The following is a 12,283-nucleotide window of genomic DNA, read 5'->3' as shown; positions in this document are numbered from 1 at the left end:
TGTCACCACCCAGACACCAACACGCGACCATCCGAACGCAGCGCGCAATCGCCTGACGCTCGACTGCATCGGCCAGCCAAGATCGGCCAAAAACGCGCCAGATTCAAAAGCTTCACAAGCTCTGAGGGTGATGCTGCCCAATACACCGGATGCCGAGCTTGAGGCGTTCGTCTCCCAATGGCCAGCGGGACGTTCCCATAACCCGCGACAGAAGATGGGTGTGTGATGTTTGATACGATGGAATTTTGCCGACTATCTGGGATCCAGCCAAAAGCACTCACGGACTGGATCGAGGAGGATTGGATTCGTCCGGTGCAAAAGCGAGATGGCTGGCGATTCTCGACAATAGACCTTATGCGAGCGCAGCTCATTCTTGATCTTCGTGGTCAAATGGGTGTCAATGACGAGGGTATCGCCATTGTTCTGCACCTGGTGGATCAGATCCACGGCCTTCGCCGGGCACTCGACGGCGCAGCGTCGACGATGGTCGAAGACGTACCCGCTGTGCGGAGCCGGGCATCCGGACGGAAACGCCGACGTACCATCACATGAGCCGAGCTCTTGGAGGATCAATCAATGTCCATCAGGGAAGAATTGAAGGTCGCCAAGGCAGAGTTCAAGCTTCTTTCGGTTTATCAGCGTTTCGAGCATGCCGTCATCCTGATCCTGACAGCGCTTATTGCGGTTGTCGTTGTCGCCGCCGTCTGGAATCTCATCTTGAAAATTCTGTCCGACGTCATCTTATCCGGTAACTTCAATCCATTGGACTATTCGGCGTTTCAGGCGGTATTCGGCATGATTTTCAGTGTAATCATTGCCCTGGAATTCAAGAAATCCCTCCTGGTCGTCGCGGAGCGCAAGGATAGCGTCGTGCAGATACAAGCGGTGGTGGTGATCGCCCTGCTCGCCATTTGCCGCAAGGTTATTATTCTCGATCTGACCGAGACCGACGCGTGGCACATCCTCTCGCTCGCAGCGGCGATCCTCGCACTCGGCGTGGTCTACTGGCTCATCCGAGATCGTTATCAGGCCGATAAAGCCTCTGATTGAGAAAGATTATGGTGCATCGGTCTTCGAGCGGGTCTCGACGGGCGTGGCAGGTGCGTCTGCGGACGTCTTATTGACGCCCACGAGCGCCGGTCTAAGGAGGCGATCATGATGCATGTAACCGGACTGGATAACGTTCGTTATGTATCCCGGCGGGTATTGCGGATCGACTGCTTCGACAATCGCTTCGTGCTGATGGGGGTCGAACGGCTTGCCGATTGGGTCCAGTCGCGTCATGCCCTGCTTAGTGAAGGCGTCGAGGAGGACCCGGTGGGTCGCTTCCACGCCTTTCAGAAGATCGGCGACCGTTGGGTCGGAGCGCTTGTGCTTCGGAACGCTGGCAATGGCACGCTCCAAATTGTCGATTACCGGTAACAAATCGCTGGCAAAATTCGCAGCCGCATATTTAACCGCTTGATCCCGATCCCGTCGGGTTTGATTGCGAATGTTCTCCTGTTCGGCAAGCGAGCGGAGCAAACGGTCCTTGGTCAATGCCAATTCCGTGGAGACATCCGCAGCCGATTGTTCCTGCCCGCCGGAGTTTAATCCCGCGGCGGTGTCGTGGTCGGAACCGGCGCCGTGGTTCTGGGTGTCTTTCTCGGGCATGGACTGGCCTCCCGTGTGTTATTTCACCTATTATTGAGAGCGCTTCTGGCCGTCGACTTCTTCGTATTCGGCATCCACGACGTCGTCATCGACGGCCGCATCCCTCGTTGTTGACGCTTGGTCGTTGGCGCTCTCCGTGTTGGTTTGGCTGGCTTTATAGATGGCCTCTCCAAGCTTAGTGGACACTTGGGTCAAGGCTCGCGTCTTCGCCTCGATCTGCCCGAGATCGTCGCTTGAAACCGCTGATTTGAGGTCCGACAGCGCCGTCTCAATGTTGGTCTTGTCCGCCGCTTCGAGCTTGTTGCTGTGCTCTGCCAAGGTTTTTTCAGTAGAGTGAATCAAACTCTCCGCCTGATTGCGGGCCTCGATAAGGGCGCGGCGCTTTTTATCTTCTTCCGCATGCGACTCGGCCTCCTTCACCATCTTTTCGATGTCAGCCTCGGATAATCCACCCGATGCCTGGATCCGGATCTGTTGCTCCTTCCCAGTGCCCTTGTCCTTTGCCGAAACGTTGACAATGCCATTGGCGTCGACGTCGAATGTCACTTCGATCTGCGGCACGCCGCGCGGCGCGGGCGGAATGCCAACGAGATCGAACTGGCTAAGCAGCTTGTTGTCGGCCGCCATCTCGCGCTCACCCTGGAAGACCCGGATCGTCACTGCCTGCTGATTGTCTTCGGCGGTCGAGAACACTTGGCTCTTCTTGGCCGGAATTGTGGTGTTGCGGTCAATAAGGCGCGTGAACACGCCGCCGAGCGTCTCTATACCGAGCGAGAGCGGTGTCACGTCGAGCAACAGAACATCCTTGACATCGCCTTGCAGAACGCCGGCCTGGATGGCGGCACCGATGGCGACGACCTCATCCGGATTCACGCCCTGATGCGGATCCCTGCCAAAGTAGTTCCTCACGATCTCGTGAATTTTCGGCATGCGGGTCATACCGCCGACGAGGACCACTTCATCGATCTTCTTGGCGTCGACGCCAGCGTCCTTGAGAGCGGCCGTGCAGGGTCCAATCGTGCGTTGCACGAGATCGTCGACGAGGGTTTCAAATTTTGCACGCGATAGCTTGATGTCGAGATGCTTCGGTCCGTTCTGATCGGCTGTGATGAACGGCAGGTTGATCGACGTTTCCGTCGTCGAGGAAAGTTCGATCTTCGCCTTCTCTGCGGCCTCGCGCAGACGCTGCAACGCCAGACGGTCGTTGCGCAGATCAATGCCTTGCTGCTTCTTGAACTCGTCAGCGAGGAAATCCATGATGCGCTTGTCGAAGTCTTCACCACCGAGGAACGTGTCGCCATTGGTCGCCTTCACCTCAAAGACGCCTTCTCCGATATCTAGGATCGAGATATCGAAGGTACCGCCGCCGAGATCGTAGACCGCGATTGTCCCACGTCCCTTTTTCTCAAGACCGTATGCGAGGGCCGCCGCCGTTGGCTCGTTGATGATGCGCAGCACTTCCAGGCCGGCGATCTTACCTGCATCTTTGGTTGCCTGGCGCTGGGCGTCGTTGAAATAGGCGGGGACAGTAATCACGGCCTTCTCGACCTTTTCGCCGAGATAACGCTCCGCGGTTTCCTTCATTTTTTGCAGGATAAAAGCAGAGATTTGCGAGGGGGAGTATTTTTTCCCATTGGCCTCGACCCATGCATCGCCATTGTCGCCACGTACAATCTTGTACGATACGAGTCCCTTATCTTTCTCAACGATGGGATCGTCAAAGCGGCGGCCAATCAACCGCTTGATAGCAAAAATGGTATTCTCCGGATTGGTTACCGACTGGCGCTTCGCCGGTTGACCCACGAGCACCTCGCCGTCTTTGCCGAACGCGACCATGGACGGCGTCGTCCTTGCTCCTTCCGCGTTTTCGATCACCTTCCCTTGTTTGCCCTCCATCACGGCAACGCAGGAATTCGTCGTTCCCAGGTCGATACCGATAACCTTGGCCATATTCGCCTCCATCGCTGGCTCTTTCTGCGCGCGATGGATCTTGGCCACCGCTCGATGGGCATTTAACAACGTCCGGCAGATGGGCGCCTTGACAACCGTCAATACGACCGACGCTCACGAGGATGGCAAGGACTGATCGGTTCGCCGGAGAAGCCTGAAACGTCAATCGCATTGGCCGCGCCTTATGTACAAGAGCGTCAGACACTGCTGAGAGCTTTGCCCTGGCCGCGAACCCCAGAAGAGACCACATGGCAGAGTGGCCATGAAAGCAACCTAAGATCCGACATCGATGTACGGGCGAGTTCGAGAGATTGCGGTGACCAGGGGATTCTACATAGGGAACGTACGGGTGTCTGCAGAGTGAAAATCGGTTCATGCCTCATCAAGCCTCATTCAAATGGATTATCCTTTCGGAGGACCAAGTTATGGAGCGAATTAGTCTTGCCAAACTTTCCGCCACTGTGGAACTAGCTCCAGGCCGATCGCCTGCATACGAGACCGTAGTCAACTTCACGCATGAACTTGGCACTGCCGTGACCTTAGCGCGCTGGGAACGTGCTGATTGCTGTGATTCTATCGTCGAAAGTGGTGGGATCGGTTGGGTGCTGTCTGGCACCGTCCTGAAGTCCGTCATTCTCGAAAGCGGGCAGCGGCGCATTGTCGACCTGATGATGCGGGGCGATTTCTTTTCACTCCAAAGAGATGATCCTCGGGTATTTTCATTCGAGATATCGACAGACGAAGCCGTGACCGCGAGAATCGCCCACAGGGACCTCATCTCGCTGCCCGTGTCGCAACCCGATCTATATCGGTTTGTCCACGAGCGAACCTGTGAGACCATCTCCCGCCTTGAAAATCACATACTGGTTCAGGGTCGGACGAGATCCGCGCAGAAGATTGCGAGCTATCTTTCCTTGTTGTGTACTCACTTGTCTGAGGAAGAAGGGGCAGCGGTGGAACTACCCATGTCGCGCTACGACATCGCCGATCATGTCGGGATAGCAGTCGAAACAGTCAGTCGAGCCATAACCGATTTGCGCCGACGAGGAGTCGTTGAACTCGAAACTCCACGATCCCTGGCCATGCGCCAGGCTCAGAAGCTTCACCCGGATTTAACTTGAGTCGCTCTTCCCGTTCTTCAATCAAGAAGCGTGCGCCGATAGACTACAGGCCATCCAACACCGAAAACCTGTCGCAACGTGCAGAGAACTTTCAAAACTGCCGGCGGTATCGAGGATGTGAGACGCGCTACTGGGCAATAAACGCTTGAGCGTGCCGCTGATGAATTGAACGAGAAAGTGCGTGTCGGAAGACGGCCGAACACGACCCCAAGGGAGAGGTTTGGCGTTGCTAGACACATCCGTTTATGGCCGTCTCGGCAGAGGAACTGCAGCATCAAAGCTTGTCCAACCGTCAGCGATCGATGGTCTATTCTCAGCCACCGCGTCGCAAACACTCAGGCGTTCCCTATGTGCAGCGAGTACGAACAACAGATCAGCTACGCCGAATACCGCAAGGTGATGCAGGATCTTGCTCTTGGCATCCCCGCGCACCAAACGGCACACGATATGCCGACGGCTAGCGACATCAAGATCGGCGAGATGGCCCCGGTCATGCGTGCTGGAGGCGATAATATCCTGGAGCTGACGCAGATGAAGTTCGGGTTTCCAGCAACCCGGACGCGCGGCCCGGTGTTCAACCTGCGATCGAAAGGCAAGCATTTCAGCGATAACCATCGGTGTCTCGTTCCAGCCAGCGCGTTCTTTGAATTCACGGACAGGAAACACCCGAAGGCTAGACATCGATTGACGCTCGTGAGCGCGCCGTTCATGGCAATTGCCGCGATCTGGCGGCCCAGCCAGAAAGGCCAGCCCGCAGCGTTCACGATGTTGACAACAAAGCCCGGGCCGGATGTGGAGCCTCTTCACAATCGACAGGTCGTTGTTCTTCGTCCGATCAACTGGAAGGCGTGGATCGACCTTACCAAGCCTGAGGAAGAATTATTGCGCCCACTCACGATAGGTTCGCTGAGGGTGGAGACCCGCAGAAACGCGCCGCCTGGCTCATTACACCCGAAGGAATAAGCCGCGATGAATGAAGCGCTCGGACAGGTATAATCGAATCTGAAGCGGTGGGTCAGACTAGCGGGCCGTCAGGACACGGGTGGAATCAGGGCGGAGGAACAACAACTACAAGCCCGAAACAATGTCTCAGATCGAAAATGCTGTCCGGCGACCAACGGTTTACGGTCCTTTGCAGCCACGGCTGTGACCCCGCCTGCGTCGAGCTGGCAGCGATCGTGATCCGCGCCTACGTCAAACTTCACTATATCGAGCCTAGGGATGTCGCGGGCAATCGTATATTGGCTTATCGCGACCAGCACCCAGAGGAAGCGAGCTTCAGGATATGACGCAGGACACTCTCCCTTCTGATCGATGGCGATAACGCCAGCCCGAAAATTATCACCGGCTTATTGGCGGAAATCGCCAACTATGGTACCGCCAGCGTCAAGCGCATCTACGGCGACTGGACCAAGCCCAGTCTGAACGGTTGGAAGGCATGCTTGCTGGAGCACTCCATCCAGCCGGTCCAACAGTTCGCCTATACTACGGGCAAGAATGCTACCGATGGAGCGATGATCATCACGCCATGGACCTGCTTTATGCCGGTCGCTTCACCGGCTTCTGCATCGTTTCCAGTGACAGCGATTTCGCTCGGCTTGCCGCGCGGCTTCGTGAACAGGGCGTCACAGTCTACGGTTTCGGCGAGCGCAAGACCCCTCGCCCGTTCATCACCGCCTGTGACAAGTTCGTCTATTTCGATGTGCTCGGTGAGCAGGGCGATGAGACGGCAGCTGGTGAATTTGGTCACGACCACCTCCATCGGCACCTATCGTGCCGCGACTTAAGGAACGCGTATCGCAGCTGGCGCCAGCGGACGTACCGCCTGTTGTCGAGACTTCCACGTATCGGCTCGCAAGCCAATGAGGCCGTTGATCGGGGCGTGCAGCCGGACGGGGGAACTGGGAGCTGATTGCTCTATCGTTATACCAAGCGCGTAGTCGGAAGGAGCGTATTAATGGTCAGGAAGACGGAAAATCTCGGCGCATTTTTAGAGACTGGTTTTGTGGCATTGCAATAATTGATAACGCGCTGCAATATAGCTGTCACAAATCTGTGCAGCTAGGGTTCCATGCGATGAGGATTTGTATTTATAAGTCGGAAAGAGCACCTGAGCTCACCCTCATGCTGCGAGAAGGATTGCCTCTTCCGCTCGATACCAAAATAGGCAAGTGGACCAAAATCAAGGTCGTCACCGATAGGGAGATGAGATCAGACCTCTTGGTTGAGATTGGTGGCGCCGGATATGCGTTGGTTCGACTTGGCGCGAGTTGACAACATTGGATGTAGCACGCCCCTTGCTGCCGCGTTGACACCAAACGCAGTCGCGTCCTGGAAAAACGCACACCTGACACTCAAGAGCCGATGAGGCCAATTGTCCCCCTCGGGTCGAAATCTGCACTGTCGAATGGGTTGGGTCTTGATGAGAATCGAACCTTCGGCCCATCTACTTGTCATCAATTGAGAGGCAGGGGATCGGTGCCTTCGCCCAGAATTGCAAGGTATCGTTGATAGCTGAACACGCGGCCACGCTTGCGGCCGGTAACCTCATCAATGATGCCCAATCGCTCTAGATCGGCGAGTGCGGCGTTGACCGTTGGCGCGGACAGACCCGTTACCTGAACAATCTGGTTCGCCGTGTGAAAAGGATTCTGCTGGAAAAGCTCGTGAATGCGAAGGGCCGGCCCTGCTCTGTCACTCTCCAACGTGATCCGCTCCCGATCTTCCTTGAAAAGATCGACGATCTGAGTAGCAGCGTCAAACGCTTGATTGGCAGTGTCGGCGACGCCGGTCAGGAAAAACTCTAGCCAAGCTTCCCAGTTACCATGTTCGCGAACCTCTTGCAGTAGCCGATAGTATTCTCTCCGATGGGACTTCAGATAGAGGCTGAGGTAGAGCAGCGGCTTTCGCAAAACGCCGTTCACGCAAAGATATAGGGTTACAAGCAGGCGGCCGATACGACCATTACCATCGAGAAACGGATGGATCGTTTCAAACTGTACATGCAGCAGGCCAGCTTTGATTAGCGCCGGTAACCGCGATTGGTCGTCATGCATGAAGCGCTCGAACGCATCCAGGCAACCGGCCATTTCAGTGACTGGTGGCGGTACAAAGAGTGCGTTACCGGGGCGCGTGCCACCAATCCAATTTTGCGAGCGGCGGAACTCTCCTGGATCCTTGGTGCCTCCCCGCCCACTGTGTAGGAGCCTGGCGTGCATCTCACGGATCAGACGCAACGACATGGGCAACGTTTCCAGCCGCTCTAAACCATACATCATGGCGTCAACATAGTTGGATACTTCACGGATATCATCAACCGGCTGCCCGGCTTGAGCTTCGGTCTCAAACCGTAAGAGATCAGAAAGCGTCGACTGCGTGCCTTCAATCTGCGAGGAAAGAACGGCTTCCTTTCTTACATACATATAAAGAAACAGCTCCTGTCTCGGCAGCAGCATTGTGATACCATCCAGACGTCCTAGCGCCCGCTCAGCCAAGCTCAGGCGCTCTAGCAATGAAAGCACATCGATCGCCGGCTCGGGCGGCAATGGTGGGGGCACGAACGCCCGCACTGTTTCACTGGCAGCGACCGTCTCTACGAAACGACCCAGGCGGTTTTTGGATTGGGAATCGGACATAACCCAATATCAGCTGCGCCTCTTATTTAAGCAAGACGCATTTCATTTAATTAAGCGACAGACGTAGATAAGCGCGCTTAATTAACGCGCCCATATTGAGCTTTGATCTAGGCGCCATTAAAAGTGACACGCCCGATACATCCTTTGTTAAAGCTCGCCTCATATTCCCGCTCGCCCTCGGTACTGGTGCCGAGAGAAACGGAATGAGCATGACCAAACGCGACCTTTCATCACGTCAATTTCAGCGAAAAATTTCGGAATTCTGCGAGCTGCGTATCGCTCCAATCGCATCCAGGCGAGTGTTGGAGAATATACGGCCTTATATGGCCGGTTTGATCATCTACCGGAAATCGCCCCCGCTTCTGAATGGCCATATCGACTGGACGACGATCGGTCAGGCCTGTGGGATCGAAGCCGAGTTGACGGCAGAACTGAAAAAGCAGCTCCGGCCGGGCGTGGACACAATCATCCGATGGCTCGGCGGACCACCAGCCGTCGAAGAACAGCGGCCATCGAAGCCGACGGCTCGCCCGAAAAAAATGGCGCCCGCCAGAAAGGCAGCCTCGGTCCCCTCAACCAGAGAGCCTCAACGTGCGACGGTCAACGGCACCTTTGCCCCGTCGACATCTGTGCCACGTGGGCCGGCTCCAAAACCGATTAGCCCTTGCCCGGAACCACTGTTCGAAGCGACAGAAGATCCGGCGAGCTTTCAGCATGCACTGGTCTATCATATGCGTCGGTTCGGCGACACCTATTGGCAGCTTTTCCGCGCCGTTGTTCATCTGAATGAGACCTTCGACAATAAGACGCTGCTATCCTGGATCCAGGGCGACCGCATGCCCCGATCTGTTGCCAGTTTCAATATTCTCCGCCGCATCGAGCGACGCTATCGACTTTCGGAGGGATATTTCAAAGAGAAGCTGCCGCACCAGGCACGCTCGCTGTATGGTCACGAGCTAGGTGACATCGGCCCGGCTGAGCGGCGAAGGATCTCAATGCATCTTCCGGATGATTTCAGCAGTTTGCCCTTCTCCAAACGCGAAGAGATCCTCGATTGGGTGCGCCGCGTCATTATTTCCGGCTCTACGGAATATCGCCGCTATCAGGCGGCAGCAAGTAAGCAGCGTTATGCCATCCGCTTTCCCGGCGCCACTTATGGCGGCAGCTTTCTTTCCTCTCGATCGTTGGTCTCCGCTGCCGGCGCCAATCAGAACGTCGCGGCAGAACTTGATGATCCGGATCTGCTCTCCGGCATTGTCGATGCGCCGCCAAGGCTTGCCATGGAAATGGCTGATCTCATCCGCTTCAAGACTTCGACGCTGACGGCGATTGGCTTTCAGCGCAATGGCGTCTGGGGTGAAGAAACAGCCACCCAGAAGATTGAGCATCTCGGCTTGATGTTTGGTGCGCTGGCTGCCTCGCCAAACGGTGTCGTGAAGGGTTTCGGTGTGCCAGTCAGCCAGCTGAGCTTCGGCCTTCTCATCTTCCCCGGGGTTTGGGACTGGTATCTGCAGTGGCGGGAACAGCGACGTGGCTTCTACACCAAGTGGGAAGAAGACATGCTGATGGTCGCCCAAGCCCTCTCTCGCGCGGACGTCGGTTGGATCCGGCAGCATCCGGAACTGCTTCGGAATGTCAGGCCCATCGCGGGCTTGATTGAGCAGGAAGAAATCGACTTCTCAGCCCGCGACTGGCATGGCGCCTGTGATGCGTTTCACCGACATGCCGCTAACCGTTCCAAGGAGATTCAGCGAGTGATGCGCGTGCATCGCGATCCGCTTGAACCGATCATGTGCGTACTTGAAGCGGACAGTCCGCTGGCGGAGTATCGCAAGATCACGGACGAGATCGTGAGACGTATGCCGGATGAGAACAGATATCCACGACCGGCCGCCGAAGCCGTTAGATCATTCCTATTGCTTCGGCTTGGCCTGCACCTTGGGCTGAGACAAAAGAACCTTCGCCAACTTCGTGTCTGCCCCCGTGGACACTATCCGACGTCAGAACGCCGGCTGGAGGATATAAAATGCGGTGAGCTGCGCTGGAGTGATCGCGACCATGGGTGGGAGGTCCTTATCCCGTCGGTCGCATTCAAAAACTCCGGTTCATCCTTCTTCGGACAGAAACCGTTTCGGCTGATACTGCCGGACCTACTCGACCTCTACGAATACCTCAACGCTCATATCGACCGTCATCGTGGTGTCCTCCTTGGCGGCGCCAAAGATCCCGGAAACCTGTTCGTCAAGACGGTAAAGACCACCAGCATCGACGCAGCTTACAACTCGACCACATTCTACGAGGCTTGGAGGACCGTCATCCAACGCTATGGAATTTATAACCCTTACACCGGGCGAGGTGCCATCAAGGGCTTGTTGCCGCATGGACCCCATAACCTGCGGGACATTCTCGCGACGCATATTCTGAAGCAGACCGGATCCTACGAGCAGGCGAGCTACGCAATTCAGGATACGCCCGATGTCGTTCAGCAGCACTACGGTCGCTTCCTACCGCAAGACAAGGCCGCACTAGCCGCCAAGATCCTCAATCAGGTTTGGGAGGCTGCGTAAGATCGAATGAGATGCTCGGCTCGGATGCTCAGACCATGTTGCACCTGGGCCGAGCGTCCTCGTCCCGCCTTGAATGGATCCGAACCCGCCACCCGCTTGTCCAGTAGCTATGCCGGCGTTGTTTTTTCTTCACGTTCGGGGCAACCAGTGCCGCCCCAAATGGGGCGTCTTTCGGCCCAATGCCGCCATTGAACATGGGGGTCAGCTCACGTATCAGGCGTTCTTGTCCCTTCAGGAGCAACGCCTCAATGCAGCCACCGCCAGATGACGCTTGGGAACCCTGGTCCCCGGATGAGTTGTTCGCTCATCTCGGCGGGTCTAACACCGACTGGTACATCGTAGGCGGCTGGGCCCTGGACCTTTGATACGGCGAGCCGACCCGTGCGCATGAAGACTTGGAGTTCTCGGTTCTTGCCCGCCAGGCTCAACGCTATCGCGGTGCCCTGTCGGATCTGGAGTTCTTCACAGCGAAGGATGGCAAACTTGACCATCTCCCCCTGGTAGAACCGCTGCCCACGGATGTTTGGCAGCAATGGGGTGCGGTATAGAGCGACAATCTGGATGAGATCCGTCTCACTTTGATTGCCGCCCTGCAGTGCGGATATTGGCGCCGGGCGCTGGCGCGTCGACATGATGGTCGATCGGGGATGCCGGATATGTGGGTCTACAAGCGCGATCCATCTTTAACCTTGCCGCGAACCAAAGCCATACGCGCAACAGCCGGCGGCATCCGATATCTGGCACCGCACATCGTCCTGCTCTTCAAAGCTAAGCACGCCCGCGAGAAAGATCACGGGGACTTCCGCAATGCCCTACCTCGCTTGGAACCCAGTGAGAAATCCGCCCTTCGTCGATGGTTGGAGGTGCTGCATCCAGGAAATGCCTGGATTCAAGAATTTCAATCCGGCTGACCGTCTACTTGGCTGCCGATCTGTCGCGAAATTCCCAACTAAGCGATACTTGTTTTTCTGGCTTTGGCGACGTCACAGAGTAGGGAGTTTTGCGGCAGCCACAATGTCCGGTGTTGGCGCGCAGAAGCCGTCGTTGAGCGTGAACCGCGGAGAGCTTCGGGCCAACTGCCTGACGGTCGTCTTCGCCTTGAAAGGAATGGGACTGTCGACCCCTCATTATTTTCAGTGCCGCTGGCATCACGGGTATTTATGGGACTTCACGCCTTGCTTTCACATTGCCAGCTCGCTTGGCTTGGCGCCGCTTATCAAGTCGACTAGGTGTGAGCTTCCAATAGGTTGTCCATTCGATCCGGACCGGGAAAGCTGAGGTTGTCGAAGCTTCAGTGATTCTCGGGGGACCGAATGGACATCCATATGAATGCCCGCCTCACGCCGCTCAGTCGAGC

At 56.3% G+C, this 12,283-nt stretch carries 9 protein-coding genes and 2 pseudogenes; 8 read left to right on the top strand and 3 right to left on the bottom strand.

The features are described 5' to 3' along the window. The 3 genes and pseudogenes from ATY75_RS34940 to ATY75_RS29380 all read left to right on the top strand — a co-directional run. Positions 1-226: pseudogene (locus ATY75_RS34940) on the top strand (hypothetical protein); the annotation flags it as partial. Then, entirely contained in the window at positions 226-552 is a 327-nt protein-coding gene (locus ATY75_RS29385) for a chaperone modulator CbpM (protein WP_225881140.1), read from the top strand. The pseudogene ATY75_RS34940 and the gene ATY75_RS29385, both read left to right, overlap by 1 nt. A 24-nt stretch (positions 553-576) precedes the next feature. After that, positions 577-1,050, top strand: coding sequence for a phosphate-starvation-inducible PsiE family protein (locus ATY75_RS29380; RefSeq protein ID WP_088940184.1), 474 nt, complete (start codon positions 577-579; stop codon positions 1,048-1,050). 6 nt (positions 1,051-1,056) lie between these two features. Here ATY75_RS29380 and grpE read toward each other — a convergent pair whose 3' ends face one another. Next, positions 1,057-1,653 (bottom strand): nucleotide exchange factor GrpE, encoded by a 597-nt coding sequence (grpE, locus tag ATY75_RS29375; protein WP_088940183.1) that lies wholly within the window; start codon positions 1,651-1,653, stop codon positions 1,057-1,059. A 30-nt stretch (positions 1,654-1,683) separates the two neighbouring features. Next, complete coding sequence (dnaK, locus tag ATY75_RS29370) at positions 1,684-3,603, bottom strand: molecular chaperone DnaK (protein ID WP_088940185.1); 1,920 nt, start codon at positions 3,601-3,603, stop codon at positions 1,684-1,686. Positions 3,604-4,028: 425 nt separating this feature from the next. Between dnaK and ATY75_RS29365 the strand changes: the two genes are divergently transcribed. The 3 genes and pseudogenes from ATY75_RS29365 to ATY75_RS29350 all read left to right on the top strand — a co-directional run. After that, positions 4,029-4,724 (top strand): Crp/Fnr family transcriptional regulator, encoded by a 696-nt coding sequence (locus ATY75_RS29365; RefSeq protein WP_184345200.1) that lies wholly within the window; start codon positions 4,029-4,031, stop codon positions 4,722-4,724. Between the two features lie 348 nt (positions 4,725-5,072). Beyond that, positions 5,073-5,687, top strand: coding sequence for an SOS response-associated peptidase family protein (locus ATY75_RS29360; protein ID WP_088940181.1), 615 nt, complete (start codon positions 5,073-5,075; stop codon positions 5,685-5,687). Between the two features lie 344 nt (positions 5,688-6,031). Then, positions 6,032-6,432, top strand: a pseudogene (locus ATY75_RS29350) (NYN domain-containing protein); the annotation flags it as partial. Between the two features lie 748 nt (positions 6,433-7,180). On the opposite strand, the gene ATY75_RS29345 reads toward ATY75_RS29350, so the two are convergent. Next, positions 7,181-8,359 (bottom strand): Fic family protein, encoded by a 1,179-nt coding sequence (locus ATY75_RS29345; RefSeq protein WP_088940179.1) that lies wholly within the window; start codon positions 8,357-8,359, stop codon positions 7,181-7,183. Positions 8,360-8,568: 209 nt separating this feature from the next. Here ATY75_RS29345 and ATY75_RS29340 point away from each other — a divergent pair, with 209 nt between their 5' ends. Beyond that, positions 8,569-10,926, top strand: coding sequence for a hypothetical protein (locus tag ATY75_RS29340; RefSeq protein WP_184345214.1), 2,358 nt, complete (start codon positions 8,569-8,571; stop codon positions 10,924-10,926). Between the two features lie 656 nt (positions 10,927-11,582). Continuing rightward, positions 11,583-11,837, top strand: a complete 255-nt coding sequence (locus tag ATY75_RS35345) for a hypothetical protein (RefSeq protein WP_225881139.1) — start codon at positions 11,583-11,585, stop codon at positions 11,835-11,837. Positions 11,838-12,283 lie beyond the last annotated feature (446 nt).

The organism is Rhizobium sp. N122, from assembly GCF_002211295.1.
Taxonomy (GTDB): Bacteria; Pseudomonadota; Alphaproteobacteria; order Rhizobiales; family Rhizobiaceae; genus Rhizobium.
This window is presented reverse-complemented; position numbering and strand designations above follow the sequence as displayed.